The sequence below is a fragment of the Pedococcus sp. P2_D7 genome, assembly GCF_056404295.1.
Genome location: NZ_JBFUEH010000002.1, coordinates 432,306 through 448,464, shown reverse-complemented (window position 1 = coordinate 448,464; position 16,159 = coordinate 432,306). Strand labels below are relative to the sequence as shown.

The following is a 16,159-nucleotide window of genomic DNA, read 5'->3' as shown; positions in this document are numbered from 1 at the left end:
GACCGAAGGGCCCCCCACCGATGGTGAGGGGCCCTTCGAGTGTGCGGTATGCCGCGGAGCCGGCCGCGTGGGCAGCTCACCCACGGCAGGCTCAGCCCTTGGTCAGGGCCGCCTTCACGGCGGCAGCCACCCGACCGCCGTCGGCGCGGCCGGCCACGACGCCCTGGGCGACCTTCATGACCTGGCCGAGCTGCGGCATACCGGTCGCCCCGGTCTGCTCGATCGCGGCGGCGACGATGGTCGTGAGCTCGTCGTCGGAGAGCTGGGCGGGCAGGTAGGCCTCGAGGACCGCCAGCTCGGCCTCCTCCTTGGCGGCGAGCTCTGGACGACCCGCACCGGCGTAGGCGGTCGCGGCCTCCTTGCGCTTCTTGGCCTCCTTCGCCAGCACCTTGAGCACCTCGTCGTCGCTGAGATCCCGCGCTTGCGTGCCCGACACCTCTTCGTTGGTGATGGAGGTGAGCGCCAGGCGCAGCGTGCCGGACCGCACCGCATCACGCTGACGGATGGCGTCGGTGAGGTCGCTCTGGACGGTGGCCTTGAGGCTCGGCTGGGTCATGGCCCCAGTCTCGCAGGCGGATGGTGGTCCGACCCGCCGAGATCCGGTTTGCAAGGATGGCGGGGATGAATACTCCCCTGGGCGCCGCGTTGGGCACGGTCGCCGGTGTCGCCGCGCTGGGCGTGGCGGGCGTCGGCTACGCCAGCGTGGTCGAGCGCAACTGGTTCGCGCTGCGCCGGTTCACCGTGCCGGTGCTGGCTCCCGGGTCGCCGCCCCTGCGGGTCCTGCAGGTCTCCGACCTCCACCTCGTGCCCCGCCAACGGCGCCGCATCGAGTGGGTGCGTGGGCTCGCCGCGCTGTCGCCCGACCTGGTCGTCAACTCCGGCGACAACCTCGCGGCCCTCGATGCGGTGCCGGGAGCGCTCGAGGCGATGGAGCCGTTGTTCGCCTTTCCCGGCGTGTTCGTCATGGGCTCCAACGACTACTACGCGCCGGTGCCGAAGAACCCTGCGCGCTACCTGACCCGGCGCCACGCCCATGCCCCGCCCGGGCGGGTGCGGCTGCCGATCGAGGACCTGCGGGCCGGCCTGCGCGACGGTGGCTGGGTCGACCTCGACAACGCGCGCACCACCCTGTCGGTCGGCGGGGCCGAGGTGGAGCTCGTCGGCACCGACGACGCCCACATCCGGAAGGACGAGTATGCCGCCGTGGCCGGCCCGGCCTCGACATCCGCCGCCGTGACGATCGGCGTCACGCACGCCCCCTACCAGCGCGTGCTCGACCCGATGGCCGCCGACGGCGCCCGGCTCCTGATCGCCGGTCACACGCACGGCGGCCAGCTCGCCCTTCCCTTCTACGGCGCGCTGGTCACCAACTGCGACCTGCCGACCAACCGGGCGAAGGGGGTCTCGCGCTGGTGGCCGGGGGCGGGGTCGGCCCCGTCGTCCGACGCCCCCGCGGACGCCGCGTGGCTGCACGTGTCGGCCGGGCTGGGCACGTCCCCCTACGCGCCCGTGCGGTTCTGCTGCCGCCCCGAGGCCACCCTGCTCACCCTGGTGCCGCGCTCCTGAGCCCAGGCCTGCGTGCGTGGGCCGCGCAGGCGGCATACCGATTGGGAGTGGCCGGGTCGGGTGGGCTATCCTTCACTGTCGCTGCTCCCGTCGAACTGGCGTGGGTGGCGATTGCCACGGGGTGTGGCGCAGCTTGGTAGCGCGCTTCGTTCGGGACGAAGAGGCCGCAGGTTCAAATCCTGTCACCCCGACCAGACACAGGGCCGGACCGGCGTCAGCCGGACCGGCCTTCGTCGCGTTCGGGGCCGCCCTAGAGGGCCCCGCCCCTCCGATGCCAGTCACTGCCGGGGTTGCGTCGGATGTCACGGTGCAGGCGCAGGTCGTCGCGCAGCTGTGGCGGGACCGGCAGCCGGCGTGCGATCAGCTCATCGGAGTAGACCTGCATGACGCGCAGCAGCTCCTGACGGGCCGACAACAAGCTGGCCTGGACCACTGGCGACATTCGCTGTGCGGCCACCTCCTCGCGTGCCACGCGGACGTCGTCCGCCATCTCGGCCAAGGAACGTCGCGGTGCTGGGACGGCAGTGGCGGTGTCGATCTTCATGGCGGGACGACCTCAACTCGGCGCGGACCCAGCGGATCCCAACGCGGCATGCCTGACACTACGCCGAATGTTCCCTCATCGGGGGATGCACCGAAGGCCCTCAGCCACAGCAGTGCCCCCGCGTCGAGACGCAGGGGCACTGCCTTTCGGTCGACGCCGCCAGCTCCCCTGTGGTGCCAGACGACGACCGGACGGCTTGGTCTCCCCGAGCCACGCTGCTGGACCCGGACCTGCGCCATCGAAAGTGGCGATTGCGGGTCCGGGCAGGCGCCAGGAGTGATGTTAGCCGCCGCAGCCCTCGAGCGCCACGAGCGGGTTCGGCTTCTCGCGGGGCATGAGCCTGACCCCAGCCAGTGATGCCGCCCGTCGAGCCGAGGCATCCGCCTCGCACGGACAGTCGGCCCGTCAGCGGACGATCTTGAAGTTGAACGACGACGTGCCCAGGGCGCCCATCAGCCGCAGCCACACGGGGAGCAGCATCTCCGGGCCACGCGCGGTGGTGATGTCGCCGAGGTCGATGACGTCCGTGTGACCGAAGCTCTGGAGCAGCTCGGTGACCGTCGCCTTGGCCGCCTCGTCGTTGCCCGAGACAAAGACCGACGAGTCCGCGCCGAGGTCCGCGGGGTTGACCATGAGCGAGGCGGTCAGCGTGTTCAGGGTCTTGACCACGCGGGCCTCGGGGAACGTGCGCTGGATCTGCTCGGCGAGCGAGTCGGTGTCCTTGACGAAGAGGGTGGGAGGGAACCCGGCTGAGAAGTCGAGCGGGTTGGAGATGTCGATGACCACCTTGCCGGCCAGGTTGTCGGCGCCGGCGGACTCCAGGGCCGGTAGGGCCCCGGGGCCACTCGTCGCGTTGACGACCAGCTCTGAGGCTGCGGCGGCCTCGGCGAAGGTGGCCAGGCTCGCGGCGGGATGGGCGTCGAGCCAGCTGCCGAAGGACTCGCTGCGGCTGCGGGTGGTGTCGGGGTCGCGGGTGCCGACGACGACGTCGTGGTCGAGCTCGAGGAGGCGGCCGGCGAGGGCCTGCCCCACGCTGCCGGTGCCGAGGACTGCGATCTTCATGGTGACTCCTGGGTGCAAGGCTGCGCGCGAGGTGGACGGGTGCGTCCATCTCGTCGCGCAACGCACCTCCGCGACGTTCTATGCCCGGGCGCGTCGGTCCGCTTCCGCGCAGCCTGCCCTGCCCGCGGCATACCGGCATCGGGGTGGGACGCCAGCCCTCGGTGCACTGTGGGGCTGACCCGGCCGACCTGCGTCACGGTTGGTCGGCCGGGTCAGGACTGGAGGGCAGCCTCGGTGGCTGCCACGGCACCGCGCTCGTGCAGGTCGGTGAGGGCGCGGGTGTAGGCCTCGGTGAAGCGCGGGTTGTCGGCGAGGTCGCCGAAGAGGTCCGGGTCGCGCAGGAACGCGCACGGGTCCTCGTGCTGGCGCGCGGCTCGGGCGACCACGGCGTCCTTGCGGCGATCGACGACCTCGATCGGGTTGCCCTGCTCGTCCGTGCCCTCGGCGTAGCGGGCCCAGGACGCCACGATCAGCGCGGAGACGTCGACCGCGCCACCGTTGCCGAGGTTGTGGCGGATGACCGGCACCAGCCACTTGGGGATGCGGTCGCTGGACTCGGCACACAGCCGGGTGAGCGGGTCACGGATCTCGGGGTTGGCGAACCGCTCGAGCAGCTGGCGCCGGTACTCCGCGAGGTCGACGCCCGGCACCGGCTGGAGGGTCGGGCTGGCCTCCTGTTCCATGAACGTCGCGAGCATGCGGACGAAGAGCCGGTCCTGACAGACTTCGTGGGCATACCGGTACCCGGCCAGGTAGCCGAGGTAGCACATGGCCTGGTGGCTGGCGTTGAGCAGCCGCAGCTTCATCAGCTCGTAGGGCACGACGTCCTCGACCAGCTGCACCCCGGCGCCCTCCAGCGGCGGACGCCCCTGGGTGAAGTTGTCCTCGAGCACCCACTGGCTGAACGGCTCGCAGACCACCGGCCACAGGTCCGTCACGCCGAACTGGTCGGTGAGCCGCTCGATGTCCTGCTCGGTCGTGACCGGCGTGATCCGGTCGACCATGCTGTTGGGGAAGGCGACGTTGGACTCCATCCAGTCGGCCAGGTCGGGGTCCTTGAGCCGCGCGAAGGCACAGATCATCCGCTTCGCGACGTCGCCGTTGTCGGGCAGGTTGTCGCAGCTCATCACCGTGAAGGGCTCGCGACCCTCGGCGCGGCGCCGGGCCAGGGCGGCGACGACGTAGCCGAAGACGGTGTGCGGCACCGCATCCGGCTCGAGGTCGAGCCTGATGTCGGGATCGTCCGCGTCGAAGTCACCCGTCTCCTGGTTGACCAGGTAGCCGCCCTCGGTGATGGTCATCGACACGATCCGGGTGCGCTCGTCGACCAGGCGGTCGACGACGTACTCGCGGTCGGCGGGCGCGAAGACCACCTCCACGATCGAGCCGACCACCGAGGCGGACCACTTCCCGTCAGGGTGCTTGACGATCAACGTGTAGAGGCCGCGCTGGGCGTCGAGGGTGTCGATGACGCGACGGTCGTGCGGCAGCACGCCGACCCCGCAGATGCCCCAGTCGAGCGCCTCACCCTGGTTCATCAGGGTGTCGAGGTAGACGGCTTCGTGGGACCGGTGGAAGCCGCCGACGCCGAAGTGGACGATCGAGGCCGTCACCTGCGAACGGTCATAGGTGGGCTGGGAGACCCATTCGGGCACGACGGGGAGCAGGGTCGCCCCGGCCGCGGCACGGTGGTGGACGGTGGGTTCGTGTGTCACGGAAGTAGTCCTGGCCGTCGGTTACTTGATGGCGCCCATGGACAACCCGCGCACCAGCTGCTTCTGCGCGACCCACCCGGCGAGGATGACTGGCAGCGCCGCGATCGTCGCAGCCGCGGAGAGGACCGCGAGGAACTGTCCACGTCCGTCGACGAAGCTGCCGAGGAACGGCGGCGTGGTCCGGGCCGCGTTGCTCGTCAGCAGCGTGGCGAGGAAGTACTCGTTCCAGCTGAAGATGAAGCTGATCAGCGCCGCCGCGGCAACGCCGGGAAGCACCAGCGGAAGGACGATCCGCACGATCTCGCGGTACAGGCCGGCCCCGTCGACCCGGGCCGCCTCCACGATCTCGAACGGCACCTCGAGGAAGAACGACCGCATCATCCACACCGTGACGGGCAGGTTCACCGCGCCGTAGACGACGGCCAGCATGTAGATGTTGTCGAGCAGACCGAGGTTCTTGAGGATGATGTAGAGCGGCAGGACCACCGCGGCCATCGGCATGAAGCGGGTGGAGATGAAGAACGACAGGGCACCTTCGACGTTCTTCACCCGCCGGATGCTGAGCGCGTACGCAGCCGGGATGGCGAGCACCACCGCGATGATCGTCGCGGTCACCGACGCGGTGACCGAGTTGAGCAGGTAGCCCTTCATCCCTCGGTCCATCGCGAGCTGGTAGCCGGTGGTCACCGGGCTGAAGAAGACCTTCGGGTTGATGGACGAGGCGACCGACTCGGGCTTGAAACCGTTGATGATCATCCAGAAGACGGGAAAGAAGAAGACCAGCACGAGCACCCACGTGAGTGCGGTGACGAGGCCTCCCCGGGCAGTGCGTGTCATCGACTTCCTCCAGCCATGAAGACCTTGAACAGGGTGCGGAGCGCGACCGTGGCCACGATGATCGTGAGCACGACGGTGATGACTCCGTATGCCGCGGCCTGACCGACGTCGAGCCCGATGAAGGCGCGCTCGTAGAGCAGGTAGGCGAGGGTCTTGGTCCCGCCGGTGCCCTTGGTCAGGATCGCGATCGGGTCGAAGACCTGGATGATGATGACGGCGCCGAGCAGGACGCCGATCTCCACGTACATCCGCAGGTGCGGCAACGTGATCCACGTGAAGGTGCGCCACGGGCCGGCGCCGTCGACCTGGGCCGCCTCGAGGATTCCCGTGTCCTGGCCCTGGAGCCCGGCCAGCAGGATGAGCATCATGAACGGCGTGAACTCCCACGTCAGGACGATGACCACGGCCAGGAGCGGGTGCTCGGTGCTCCACGAGACCACCGGCAGGTGCAGCGTGCGCGAGAGCCAGTTGAGGATGCCGATGTTCGTGTCGAACATCGAGTACTTCCAGATCAGCGCGGAGGCCGCGGGCATGATCAGGAACGGCGTGATCATGAGCGTGCGGGCCAGCGCCCGCCCGTGGAACGGACGGTTCAGCAGGAGCGCGAACATCATGCCGAACAGGAGCGAGAAGATCACGGCCGACGCGGTGATGACGACGGTCGCGACGATCGAGGGCCACAGGTCACCGGACGACAGCGCCGTCCCGTAGTTCTTGAACCAGGTGAAGCCACGGTCGTTGGGGTAGAGCAGGTTCCACCGGATCGTCGAGTAGCCGACTGTCGTGAGGAACGGGATCTGGGTCAGCAGGATGAGGAAGATGACGGCCGGCAGCAGGAGCCACCGTGCGGTCCACACTTCCTTCGAGGTGGTCTTGACGCGCCGCTTGTCGGTGGCGGTCTCGGCGACCACGGTGTCGAGCTCGGTGACAGCCATGAGGGAACTCCCCCTTGCAATGGGCGGGATTTGGGGTGGACGGGGGTAAGGCGGTGGGCGGTCCTGGGGTGGTGCCGGGGTCGTGCGCGAGTCGCGACCCCGGCACCCTGTCCGTTTCCTCCGTGCGAGACGGGACGGACGTCCCGGAGGACCGGGCAGGCACTACTTGTGTGCGTCGCCCGCCTTCTTGGCGATGCCCTGGCACTTGCCGAGTGCGTCGTCCACCGTGCCGCGGTTGGCGAGGTAGTCGGCGATCAGCTGGGCGCACTGGTTGCCGACGTCCTGGAACTCAGGGATCGACACGTACTGGATACCGACCCAGGGCTGCGGGTTCACGCCCGGCTGCTTGGGGTTGACCGACTTCATCACGTCCAGGGTGATGGGCGCGTAGGCCGCGGCAGCCTGCTTGTACTCCGGCAGGTCGTAGGTCGACTGGCGGGCACCCGGGGGCACCAGGGACCAGCCGAGCTTCTCGCCGACGAGCTTGTGGTAGTCCTTGCTCGTCGCCCACTTGATGAAGTCGATCGCGGCGTCCTTGTTCTTCGTGGTCGCCGGGACCGCGAGGTTCCAGCTCCACAGCCAGCCCGACTCCTTGGTCTTGTCGACCGGCATGTGGGCATAGCCCATCTTGCCCTTCACCGGGGAGTCGTCGGCCTCGAGCATCGAGGCAGCCACCGAGGCGTCGGCCCACATGGCCGCCTTGCCCTCCTTGAGCGCGGTCAGGCACTCGTTGAAGGAGTAGGAGACCGGGTCCTTCTCACCCGAGGTGTCGAGCAGGGTCTTGTAGAACGTGACCGCCTGCTTCCACTCGGGCGAGTTGACCGTGGCGTTCCAGCTGGTGTCGTACCAGTTCCCGCCGAAGGTCTGCACGACCGTGGTGAGCGGCGCGAAGAGGTCACCCCAGCCGGGCTTGCCGCGCATGCAGATGCCGGCCCGCGAGGAGGTGTTGACCTTCTTGGCCGCGTCCGCGACCTGCTGCCAGGTGGGGTTGGCGGAGAGGGTGACACCCGCCTTGTCGAGGATCTCCTTGTTGTACATGAGGATCGACGACTCGCCGTAGAACGGGACGGCATACTGCTTGCCGTCGTTGGAGATCGCCTCGCGCACCGGCGCGAGGAGGTCGTCGACGTCGTATGCCGCGTCGGACTTGAGCGGCCCGGTCAGGTCCACCAGCCAACCGTTCGCACCCCACTGCGGGGTCTCGTAGGCGCCGATGGTGACGATGTCGTACTGGCCGGCCTTGCTGGCGACGTCGGCGGTGACCGCTGCGCGCAGGTCACCCTCCTCCATCACCTGGAAGTTGATCTTGGTGCCGGGGTGAGCAGTCTCGTACTCCCCCTTGAGCTTCTCCATGTCCTTCATCTGGCCGTTGTTCACGGTGGCCAGGTTGAGGGTGACGTTCTTGCCGTCGCCTCCGCCGCCGCCACTGGATACGTTGCCCGACGAGCAGGCCGCCATGGCGAGCGCGGCCGCCACCACGCCCGCACCCGCGGTCAGGGCGCGCTTCGAACAGAGCATGCCTAACTCCTTTGGTAGGTGAGCCTTTGGTACTCGAGGTCCCGCCGTCCGCAGGGGACGAGGTGGGCTCACCTGGTCCTGGCCGCAGTGCCGGGATGAGTTCAGCGTGGCCGCGACGCAGGCGACCGGACAATGACGCCTTCGCCAGTCTTTCGATACTTTCCCATTCCGCTCATCTGAGCAGGGCACTTCACGTCTGAGCATCCGTGCGGCACACTGAGGTGTCAATCGGGTCTGACCCACGGCGGAGCAGATGGAGGTGAGGACTTCGTATCAGTCGACGGGCACGCCGAGGCGCCCCCTCGCGGGCTTCGCGCCCCCGGACGTGGTCGAGCTCCACTCGGCCCACCGCCCCGGCAGCCCCTACCCAGCCGCCCCCCGTCGCGAGGTGATCCCCCCTCACCCGCAGCACGCCTTCCGCGCGCTCACCCACGACTTCCCCAGTGAGATCTGTGGATGGGGCGCCCACCCCGAGTACGAGATCCACCTCATCACCAAGACCCACGGCAGCTTCATCGCCGGCGACCACGTGGGCACGTTCGCCCCGGGACACGTCAGCATCATGGGCCCGCTGCTCCCGCACGACTGGGTGAGCGACCTGCCTCCCGGGCAGGTCGCCCCCGACCGCGACGCCGTCATCCAGTTCACCGACGAGTGGGTGCGTGAGTGCATGCGGCTCATCCCCGAGCTGCAGGAGATCGACGACGTCCTCGCCCAGTCGGCGAGGGGCATCGTCTTCTCGGGCGCCACCGCCTGGCGCGCCGCCGAGAACATCCTCGAGGTCGTCCACACCGAGGGCACGCAGCAGGTGGCGAGCCTGTTCCGCCTGCTGTCGATCTTCGCGCGCGCCCCGCAGGAGGAGCGTGAGGTCGTGGCCAGCGAGTGGCTCGGTCGCCCCACCGACCCGAACTCGCTCAACGCCGTCGAGGTCGGCCTGGCCTACATCTTCGAGAACCTCACCGACGACATCCGGCTCTCCACCGCTGCCAAGCTCGCCTACATGTCGGAGCCGACGTTCTCGAAGTACTTCCGCAGCGCCACCGGCATGACGTTCAGCAACATGGTCAAGAAGCTGCGCATCGCGCACGCCCGCCGCCTCCTCGACACGACCCCCGCCTCCATCGCCCAGGTGGCGGAGCTGAGCGGCTACCGCAACATGGCCAACTTCAACCGCCAGTTCCTCGCGGAGGTGGGCGCTACCCCCACGGCCTACCGCAGGCTCGAGTCGTCGCAGAAGCCGCCCGCCGAGGTGTTCAGCCTCGGCCTGCGCGCACGTATCGCCGCCGGCAACCACGCCTGACCACGCCTGACCACGCCTGACCGCGCGGCATACCCGGCTGGTGGCTCACCAGGGCGCTGCTGCACCCTGGTGCGCGGCAAGAAAGGATCGAAAGGCGCGAGGTTCATACCGACCGGCACGAAACTCGGTATCCAACGGCCGTCGCGGGCTGGTAGACAGCCGGGGTGCACACGACGCCGGAGTTCCCCGACCTGCTGCGACTGATCGACGAGCGATCGACCGCCTTCCTCGCCCTGGTGGCCGCGGCGCCCGATCTCGACGTGCCGGTGCCGACCTGCCCGGGGTGGACGCTGTTCGACCTCGCCGAGCACATCGGCCAAGGGCGACAGCGCTGGGCGACGATCGTGGCCGTCGGCCCGTCCGACGAGCGACCGGCGGGCACGGCCCCTGGGGATGGCGCGGATGCGCCCCGGGACCGTGCGGCCCTGCAGGCCTGGCTGGCCGACTCGGTCGCGGAGCTGGACTCCGCCCTGCGCGAGGCCGGACCGGACCGCGGGTGCTGGGCCTGGTGGGACGAGTCGCAGTCGCCGCTCACCGCTGGTGCCGTGGCTCGACACCAGCTGCAGGAGGTGGCGGTGCACACCTACGACGCCCAGGTCGCCCTCGGCGCTCCGCAGCCCCTACCTGACGAAGCGGCAGTCGACGGCGTCGAGGAGTTCCTCTCCTCCTGCAACGCCACCACGTACGCCTGGCCGCACGAGCCGGCGACGCTCGACTACGTGTCGACCGAGGGCCCCGCCTGGCGGCTCGAGCTCGACGCCGACGGCGCCCGCTTCGCCCGCCTTCCTGACGGGGGCGCAAAGGACGCGGCAACCATGACGGGCCTGGCCTCGGCGAGCGAGATCGTCCTCACGATGTACGGCCGGATCCCGCTGGAGACACTGGAGATCACTGGCGACCGGGCCGTGCTCGACGGCCTCGTCGAGTGGATCCCGGGCGACTGACGACGCACCGCGTCGGGGCCAGACCGACTGCGGCGACGCTACCGGCGCAGGGCGTAGACGAAGGCGCACACATCCGCACCGCTGTGCAGGTGCACCGTCGTCAGCACCCGGTCGTAGCCCTCGCCCTCGAACTCGTCGAGCCGGTCCCAGTGCGCCGGCAGGTCGTCCGAGCGGAACAGCAACCCCGGCACCTCCGGTCCGTCGTCCTTGAGCACGATCGCGGGGTAGCCAGCAGCTGCACCCCACCCGTCCGGCAGCAGGTCGCCCCGGGCGGTGGCCGGGTCCCACGTGCCGACCATGCCGTCCATCACGTGCGCGTTGGGGCGGCCGGGAGCGAGCGTGCCGTAGACGAAGAGGCCGGGCTCGGTGGCGGCCGACGAGGCCTCAGCTGCCACTGCTGCGCAGGACCTTGTCCATCGCCTTGCCCTTGGCCAGCTCGTCGACGAGCTTGTCGAGGTAGCGGATCTTCTGCATCAACGGGTCCTCCACGTCCTCGACCCGGATGCCACAGATCGACCCGGTGATCAGCGAGGCGTCGGGGTTGAGGCTGGCCGCCGCGAAGAAGTCCTCGAAGGTCGTCTCCCCCTCGAGGTGGCGGGTCAGCGACGCCTCGTCGAAGCCGGTCAGCCACTCGATGACCTCGTCCAGCTCGGCCTTGCTGCGGCCCTTCTTCGCCACCTTGTTCACGTAGTGGGGGTAGACCGCGGCGACGCTCGTCGTGAAGATCCGGCTCACCTTCGCGAGCCTAGCCGCGATGGGTGAGGATGGGGGTATGCCGGACATCGCACCTTCCCCGGGCGGCGTGCGCGTCGCGCGCATCGTCACCGCAGGCACCTTCGACAGACCCGAGGGAGCCTGGACCCTCGAGAACAACACCTGGGTGATCGGCGACGACAAGGAGTGCCTGGTCATCGACGCCGGCCACGACGGCCGCGCTATCGTGAAGTCGATCCCGCGCGAGCAGCGCGTGCAGGGCGTCCTCATCACCCATGGTCACTTCGACCACATCGACGCCGTGGGAGAGGTCTGCGACGGCACCCGCGCTCCCGCGCACCTGCACCCGGACGACCGCTTCCTGTGGGACGAGCTCTACCCCGTCACCCCCGACGGCGCCCTCGCCGACGGCCAGGTCCTCACCGTCGGCGACGTCGAGCTGCAGGTCATCCACACCCCGGGCCACACGCCGGGGTCGTGCTGCTTCCACGCCCCGTCGCTCGGGGTCGTCTTCACGGGCGACACCCTCTTCCCGGGTGGTCCGGGAGCCACCCGCCACGACTACAGCGACTTCGACACCATCATCGAGTCGGTGCGCACGCGGCTGTTCACCCTGCCCGAGGACACGGTGGTGCTCCCCGGCCACGGCGACTCAACCGTGATCGGGCACGAGCTGCCCCACCTCCAGGATTGGGTCGACCGACGCTGGTGAGGCGTCAGGCGAAGAGCAGCACCCCGGCCAGGACGAGCAGGACGGCTGCACCGTAGATCATCAGTGCGGCGGTCGCGACGGCCACGAGGCTGTGGCCCAGCCACCACGTCGGTTCGTGGTGGGCGACGTGTGGGTGAGGGACGTGCAGGTGGGCAAGTGTTGTGCGCATGGCGCACCCCCTTGTGTCGGGTTCCGGCCTCCTTCGAGGGTAGAACTCCTCACCGAGGTGTCCAGTCCGCCACGCCGAACGCCGGGTGAACGGCGGGTGGCTCAGCCCCGGTAGTTCTCCACGGTGCCGGCGTCACGCACCTCAGCGGCGGCCGGGTCCTCCCCGAACTCGCGTTTGGCCCGACGCTGTCGCAGCAGGTCCCAGCACTGGTCGAGCTCGACCTCGATGCTGCGCAGGCGCTGGTTCTCCTCGTCGACGCTGATCTCGCCGGCGCCGAGCTTGCTGCGCAGGCCGTGCTCCTCGTCGATGAGTCCCTTGATGTGCTGCTGGATGTCGATGTCGTCGGCCACCTCCTCACTATGACATCGCCCCCTGTCGCTCGCGAGGGCGCGCTGGTTACATGGACGGGTGGCACCCCGCGGCGTGCCGAGCCGGGACCCGCTGGCCTGCATCGTGGTCGGTGGTGGGGCGGCCGACACCCTCGGCCCGGCGGTGTCCGCCCTCGCCCCGGAGCTCTCCGGGGCCGCGGTCGTGATGGTGCGGTTGCGCCAGCCGACACCGGTCGCCGCCACCGTCGTCCACGCGGTGGTGGACCTGTTGCAGGACAAGGGATGTAGCCCTGTTGTCGTCGGTGCGACCGTGCACGCCTACGACCGCGACCGCGGACACCACTCGGTGCAGGAGCTGGCGCGGCTGGCCGGTCTCACGGGCCGCACCGCGACCGGCACCGCGTACGACGTGGTCGACCTCGGCAGCGACCTCGTCGCCGCCCCGGTGCCGGACACGAGTGTCCTGTCCGGCCACCTCGCCTCACGTGCGTGGGTCGAGTCGCCCACGCGGGTGGTCGTCGGCCGCGCGGTCACCGACCTGACGGACGGGTATGCCGCGTGCCTCACGACGCTCCTCGGCGCGGCTCCCGAGGTGGCCGGCGCCGAAGCCGCCGACGTCGCGGCCGACCTGCTCAGCCACCTCCCGCCCACGCTCGTCGTCGTCGATGCCCTCGAGGCGAGCGTGGGACCGGACGGCGGCCGCCTCGCCCAGCCCCTCGACAGCCGCGTGCTCGTCGTGGCCAACGACCTGCTCGCGGCCGACGGCAGCACCGCGGCACTCCTGGGTCTGGACCGGTCGACGTCACCGCTGTTCGAGCGCGCCCTGCTCGTCGTCGGTCCCTCCACGGGACGCACTGAGGGGCGGTTGACACAGCTCGAAGGCGCCCGCACGGCCCATCCGCTGTCGCGTGCCGCAGCGCGGGCGGTGGCCGCCGAGCCGCGTCTCGCCCGCGTCCTCAGCGCGGCCACGGGCGGACCGGACGAGGGTGGCACCGCCTCGGACCCGGTGCTGTCGACGGTGCGCGCCGTCCTCACGCCGCTCGTCGTCGCCGCGGACGACCCTGCCGGGCACCTTCCCCTCACGGCCGTCCTCGGTGGCGTCGGCGCCGCCCGACAGGGCGCGCTGGCCTGGTCCACCGGGGTCGACAAGGACACCGTCGACCGGCGCGAGGTGCCCCTCGGCTTCGACCCCGCGGCATACCCGGTCAGCGCCTATGACGCGCTGCCGACGTTCTTCGCCGCGTTCGACGCGATGGTGGAAGGCATGCCGGAGAACGGCGACGGGATGCGCTGGCGGCTCGTGGACGGGGCGACCGTCTTCGAGGTGGCTCGCGAGGTCCGGGCCGACTTCGACGAGTGGGTGGCCCGGGTTGACGTGGCCGCGGGCATCAGCCTGATGGCCGACTACATCGGCGGTCGGAGGGTGACGGTCTCGTCGGCGTCCTCGGGCGGCACCACGCGCACGCGCCAGGCCGAGCGAAACCTCTACCTGCCCCAACCCAACTACCTCGCCGCCTGGGGTGGCGAGCCGATCGACGTCTGCAAGGTCGAGCTGGTCGAGCGCAGCGCCGACCGGCACCGCCTCACCTGGCGAACTGTCAGCAGCCCCAATGGTTCTGCGGAGTTCGACGATGGCAGCCTGACCTTCACGCGCACGCCGTCGGGCACGCTGGTGGTGGTGCGCGGGCGGCAGCTCTTCGCGCTACCCCCGACCTGGGCGGGCATCGACCTCGCCGCCGTGCCCGAGCTGCGAAACCCGTTGCTGGAGGAGGCCTACCGACGCTTCTTCACGACGACTTTCGACAACCTGGAGGCCTGCTTCGAGGGTCGCGAGTTCCGGATCGGACGACCTCCCATGGACCCGACCGAACCCCTCCTGACGCAGGCGCTCGACCTCGTCCTCGGTGCGGTCACCGACTGGCTCGGCGACCGCCCGGCGGGCCCCGACCTCGACGGCCCCACTGGTGCGGCGAGGACGACCGGTCCCGAGGTCGACGCCCACGGCTTCCGCCACGTCCGGGGTGCGCGGTGAAGGTCGCCGTGACCGGCGCGACCGGCATGGTGGGTGGCCAGGTGGTGGCGGCTGCCCTTGCCGCCGGCCACGAGGTGCTCGCGATCGCGCGGCCCGACCCCGACCACCGCAGGACGCAGGTGCGGGTCGGGGTCCACCGCGTGCCCGCCGTGACCGCGGCCCTCACCGACCCGACCGCCCTGCGCAGCGCGATGAAGGGGTGTGACGCCGTGGTCCACTGCGCCGCCGTCTACGCCTTCGGTGACTCGCGGGCCGCTGAAGTCGACCAGGTGAACACCGACGGCACCCGGGCCGTCCTCGAAGCAGCCGCAGCGGCCGGGGTCTCGCGGGCCGTCGTCACGTCGTCGTCGGCCACCCGCGGGTCGAGCCTGCTCCCCCGCGCCCGCTCCGAGCTAGACCGCCTCGGGTCCGAGCCAGCGCCGGCCTACTACGCCAGCAAGGTCGCCCAGGAGGAGATCGCCCTGGAGACCGGTCGCCGGCTCGACCTCGAGGTCGTGCTGGCCCTGCCCACCGTGGTCCTGGGTGGACCCTTCACGCGGCTCGCGCCGAGCAACGCCATCGTCCTGCGCTACCTGCTCGACCCGACCCGCAGCACCTTTCCCGGCGGCTGCAACGTCGTCGACGCGCGGGACGTCGGTGCAGGTCACCTGTGCATGCTCGAGCGCGGGGAGGCCGGCGAGCGCTACCTGCTCGGCGGCGAGGATGTCAGCTGGCGCATGCTCCACACCCTCGTGTCCGACCTCGCCGGGCTCCCCGGCCCGTTTGCCGAGATGGACGCCGGCAGCGCGTGGGCCGTCTCGGCAGCGACCGAGTGGTGGGCGCAGCTGCGCGACGCCACCCCCCTGACCACCCGCGACGAAGCCTCCACCGTGGGCCGGTTCTACTGGTACACCTCGACCAGGGCCCAAGCGCTGGGGTATGCCGCGCGGCCGGCCCGGGCGTCGGTGGCCGCCTCACTGGCGTGGCTGGCGGTGAGCCCCCACCTGCCCCGATGGGCGCGCGAAGGACTGCGCCTGCACCCCGAGGTGCGCGCCGCCCGAGACCTGGTCGCCGCACCACTGGCGGATCCGGAGGAGGTCAGTCCGCGACCTCGACGGTCACCTCCAGCATGGCCTCGTCGCCGCCGCTGACCGTCACGCCCCCGACGTACTGCTGGCCGGGCTGGACGACCGCCTCCTCGAGGTCGACCGTGAGCCGGACCTGGTGCTCCTCGCCGGCCGGGATGGTGACGTGCTCGGGGTCGACCTCCAGGCTGAGCGCGACCACGGTGCCGGTCGCGTCGCGCAGGTCGCTCGGCTCGAGCTCGACCCGACGGGTGCGCGGATGCCGGTTGACCACCGTGACCGTGCCCTGGGCCGTCTGCCCCACGGCCGCACGCAGGTGCACCCGCGAGCGCCTGACCCCGTCGTCCGGCTCGGCGGGTGGCGCGGGGGGAGCACCGTTGCGGAAGGCGGTCGTGCCGCGACGCACCCTCGTCCCCCCTGCGGCGGATGCATCGCTGATGATCCGGGCCGCGCTGCGGGTGCCCAGCGCCATGAGCTCGCTGGCGTAGTCGAGCCCCAGGGCGCTTGCCTCACGCCAGTAGCGCGCGCCCTCGCGGCTCACGGCGTCGAGGTAGGCCTTGCTGGTGGTGGACCGGTCGACATCGCCCGACAAGGCTGCCCGGCCCAGCTCCAACGACTGCTTGGCCAGGGTCGACTGCGACTGCAGGGCCTGGCGCGCCAGCTCGGTGATCCGGGCCAGGGTCTCGTCGGTGCTGTTCGTCTCCGTCATGACACTCCT

18 protein-coding genes and 1 tRNA gene are annotated in these 16,159 nt (G+C 70.4%); 7 read left to right on the top strand and 12 right to left on the bottom strand.

What is annotated here, in order from left to right:
* Positions 1 to 91: 91 nt before the first annotated feature.
* Positions 92 to 556: a GatB/YqeY domain-containing protein gene (locus AC1DWJ_RS05665; protein ID WP_477620225.1), complete on the bottom strand. Its 465-nt coding sequence runs from the start codon at positions 554 to 556 to the stop codon at positions 92 to 94.
* A 65-nt stretch (positions 557 to 621) separates the two neighbouring features.
* On the opposite strand from AC1DWJ_RS05665, the gene AC1DWJ_RS05660 reads away from it, so the two are divergent.
* Positions 622 to 1,566 (top strand): metallophosphoesterase, encoded by a 945-nt coding sequence (locus AC1DWJ_RS05660; protein ID WP_477620224.1) that lies wholly within the window; start codon positions 622 to 624, stop codon positions 1,564 to 1,566.
* A 117-nt stretch (positions 1,567 to 1,683) separates the two neighbouring features.
* Positions 1,684 to 1,760 (top strand) — tRNA-Pro (locus AC1DWJ_RS05655).
* Between the two features lie 56 nt (positions 1,761 to 1,816).
* On the opposite strand, the gene AC1DWJ_RS05650 is transcribed toward AC1DWJ_RS05655, so the two are convergent.
* The 6 genes from AC1DWJ_RS05650 to AC1DWJ_RS05625 form a co-directional block, all read right to left on the bottom strand.
* A complete protein-coding gene (locus tag AC1DWJ_RS05650) occupies positions 1,817 to 2,110 on the bottom strand; it encodes a hypothetical protein (RefSeq protein ID WP_457256202.1) in 294 nt (97 codons plus the stop codon).
* Positions 2,111 to 2,515: 405 nt separating this feature from the next.
* On the bottom strand, positions 2,516 to 3,172 hold the full coding sequence (locus tag AC1DWJ_RS05645) for an NADPH-dependent F420 reductase (protein WP_457256200.1): 657 nt from the start codon (positions 3,170 to 3,172) through the stop codon (positions 2,516 to 2,518).
* A 212-nt stretch (positions 3,173 to 3,384) separates the two neighbouring features.
* A complete protein-coding gene (locus AC1DWJ_RS05640; RefSeq protein WP_477620223.1) occupies positions 3,385 to 4,887 on the bottom strand; it encodes a mannitol dehydrogenase family protein in 1,503 nt (500 codons plus the stop codon).
* Between the two features lie 21 nt (positions 4,888 to 4,908).
* Entirely contained in the window at positions 4,909 to 5,724 is an 816-nt protein-coding gene (locus AC1DWJ_RS05635) for a carbohydrate ABC transporter permease (RefSeq protein WP_477620222.1), read from the bottom strand.
* Positions 5,721 to 6,659, bottom strand: a complete 939-nt coding sequence (locus AC1DWJ_RS05630; protein ID WP_477620221.1) for a carbohydrate ABC transporter permease — start codon at positions 6,657 to 6,659, stop codon at positions 5,721 to 5,723. The genes AC1DWJ_RS05635 and AC1DWJ_RS05630 overlap by 4 nt, the downstream gene beginning before the upstream one ends.
* Before the next feature lie 162 nt (positions 6,660 to 6,821).
* Complete coding sequence (locus AC1DWJ_RS05625) at positions 6,822 to 8,177, bottom strand: ABC transporter substrate-binding protein (RefSeq protein ID WP_477620220.1); 1,356 nt, start codon at positions 8,175 to 8,177, stop codon at positions 6,822 to 6,824.
* 259 nt (positions 8,178 to 8,436) lie between these two features.
* Here AC1DWJ_RS05625 and AC1DWJ_RS05620 point away from each other — a divergent pair, with 259 nt between their 5' ends.
* Both AC1DWJ_RS05620 and AC1DWJ_RS05615 read left to right on the top strand, forming a co-directional pair.
* The gene (locus tag AC1DWJ_RS05620; RefSeq protein ID WP_477620219.1) at positions 8,437 to 9,477 is read left to right on the top strand and encodes a helix-turn-helix domain-containing protein; all 1,041 of its coding nucleotides are present in this window, start codon (positions 8,437 to 8,439) and stop codon (positions 9,475 to 9,477) included.
* Between the two features lie 164 nt (positions 9,478 to 9,641).
* Positions 9,642 to 10,421 (top strand): maleylpyruvate isomerase family mycothiol-dependent enzyme, encoded by a 780-nt coding sequence (locus AC1DWJ_RS05615; RefSeq protein ID WP_477620218.1) that lies wholly within the window; start codon positions 9,642 to 9,644, stop codon positions 10,419 to 10,421.
* Positions 10,422 to 10,459: 38 nt separating this feature from the next.
* Here AC1DWJ_RS05615 and AC1DWJ_RS05610 read toward each other — a convergent pair whose 3' ends face one another.
* Positions 10,460 to 10,816: a gamma-glutamylcyclotransferase family protein gene (locus AC1DWJ_RS05610; protein ID WP_477620217.1), complete on the bottom strand. Its 357-nt coding sequence runs from the start codon at positions 10,814 to 10,816 to the stop codon at positions 10,460 to 10,462.
* Positions 10,806 to 11,156: a DUF2200 domain-containing protein gene (locus AC1DWJ_RS05605; protein ID WP_457256186.1), complete on the bottom strand. Its 351-nt coding sequence runs from the start codon at positions 11,154 to 11,156 to the stop codon at positions 10,806 to 10,808. The genes AC1DWJ_RS05610 and AC1DWJ_RS05605 overlap by 11 nt, the downstream gene beginning before the upstream one ends.
* A 37-nt stretch (positions 11,157 to 11,193) precedes the next feature.
* Here AC1DWJ_RS05605 and AC1DWJ_RS05600 point away from each other — a divergent pair, with 37 nt between their 5' ends.
* On the top strand, positions 11,194 to 11,847 hold the full coding sequence (locus AC1DWJ_RS05600; protein WP_477620216.1) for an MBL fold metallo-hydrolase: 654 nt from the start codon (positions 11,194 to 11,196) through the stop codon (positions 11,845 to 11,847).
* 4 nt (positions 11,848 to 11,851) lie between these two features.
* Here the strand turns inward: AC1DWJ_RS05600 and AC1DWJ_RS05595 are convergent, their stop codons facing one another.
* Together AC1DWJ_RS05595 and AC1DWJ_RS05590 are read right to left on the bottom strand one after the other, a co-directional pair.
* Entirely contained in the window at positions 11,852 to 12,016 is a 165-nt protein-coding gene (locus AC1DWJ_RS05595; protein WP_457256183.1) for a hypothetical protein, read from the bottom strand.
* 101 nt (positions 12,017 to 12,117) lie between these two features.
* The gene (locus tag AC1DWJ_RS05590; RefSeq protein ID WP_457256181.1) at positions 12,118 to 12,366 is read right to left on the bottom strand and encodes a DUF2630 family protein; all 249 of its coding nucleotides are present in this window, start codon (positions 12,364 to 12,366) and stop codon (positions 12,118 to 12,120) included.
* 58 nt (positions 12,367 to 12,424) lie between these two features.
* Between AC1DWJ_RS05590 and AC1DWJ_RS05585 the strand changes: the two genes are divergently transcribed.
* Together AC1DWJ_RS05585 and AC1DWJ_RS05580 are read left to right on the top strand one after the other, a co-directional pair.
* A complete protein-coding gene (locus tag AC1DWJ_RS05585) occupies positions 12,425 to 14,377 on the top strand; it encodes a DUF362 domain-containing protein (RefSeq protein ID WP_477620215.1) in 1,953 nt (650 codons plus the stop codon).
* An 8-nt stretch (positions 14,378 to 14,385) separates the two neighbouring features.
* Entirely contained in the window at positions 14,386 to 15,507 is a 1,122-nt protein-coding gene (locus AC1DWJ_RS05580) for an NAD-dependent epimerase/dehydratase family protein (protein ID WP_477620214.1), read from the top strand.
* Here the strand turns inward: AC1DWJ_RS05580 and AC1DWJ_RS05575 are convergent.
* Positions 15,455 to 16,150 (bottom strand): hypothetical protein, encoded by a 696-nt coding sequence (locus tag AC1DWJ_RS05575; protein ID WP_477620213.1) that lies wholly within the window; start codon positions 16,148 to 16,150, stop codon positions 15,455 to 15,457. The genes AC1DWJ_RS05580 and AC1DWJ_RS05575 overlap by 53 nt on opposite strands.
* Positions 16,151 to 16,159: the final 9 nt, after the last annotated feature.

Excerpts from the sequence above, each read along its gene's own strand:
- AC1DWJ_RS05665 (WP_477620225.1), bottom strand. The coding sequence starts at position 556 with ATGACCCAGCCGAGCCTCAAGGCCACCGTCCAGAGCGACCTCACCGAC.
- AC1DWJ_RS05660 (WP_477620224.1), top strand. The coding sequence starts at position 622 with ATGAATACTCCCCTGGGCGCCGCGTTGGGCACGGTCGCCGGTGTCGCC.
- AC1DWJ_RS05650 (WP_457256202.1), bottom strand. The coding sequence starts at position 2,110 with ATGAAGATCGACACCGCCACTGCCGTCCCAGCACCGCGACGTTCCTTG.
- AC1DWJ_RS05645 (WP_457256200.1), bottom strand. The coding sequence starts at position 3,172 with ATGAAGATCGCAGTCCTCGGCACCGGCAGCGTGGGGCAGGCCCTCGCC.
- AC1DWJ_RS05635 (WP_477620222.1), bottom strand. The coding sequence starts at position 5,724 with ATGACACGCACTGCCCGGGGAGGCCTCGTCACCGCACTCACGTGGGTG.
- AC1DWJ_RS05630 (WP_477620221.1), bottom strand. The coding sequence starts at position 6,659 with ATGGCTGTCACCGAGCTCGACACCGTGGTCGCCGAGACCGCCACCGAC.
- AC1DWJ_RS05625 (WP_477620220.1), bottom strand. The coding sequence starts at position 8,177 with ATGCTCTGTTCGAAGCGCGCCCTGACCGCGGGTGCGGGCGTGGTGGCG.
- AC1DWJ_RS05600 (WP_477620216.1), top strand. The coding sequence starts at position 11,194 with ATGCCGGACATCGCACCTTCCCCGGGCGGCGTGCGCGTCGCGCGCATC.
- AC1DWJ_RS05595 (WP_457256183.1), bottom strand. The coding sequence starts at position 12,016 with ATGCGCACAACACTTGCCCACCTGCACGTCCCTCACCCACACGTCGCC.
- AC1DWJ_RS05575 (WP_477620213.1), bottom strand. The coding sequence starts at position 16,150 with ATGACGGAGACGAACAGCACCGACGAGACCCTGGCCCGGATCACCGAG.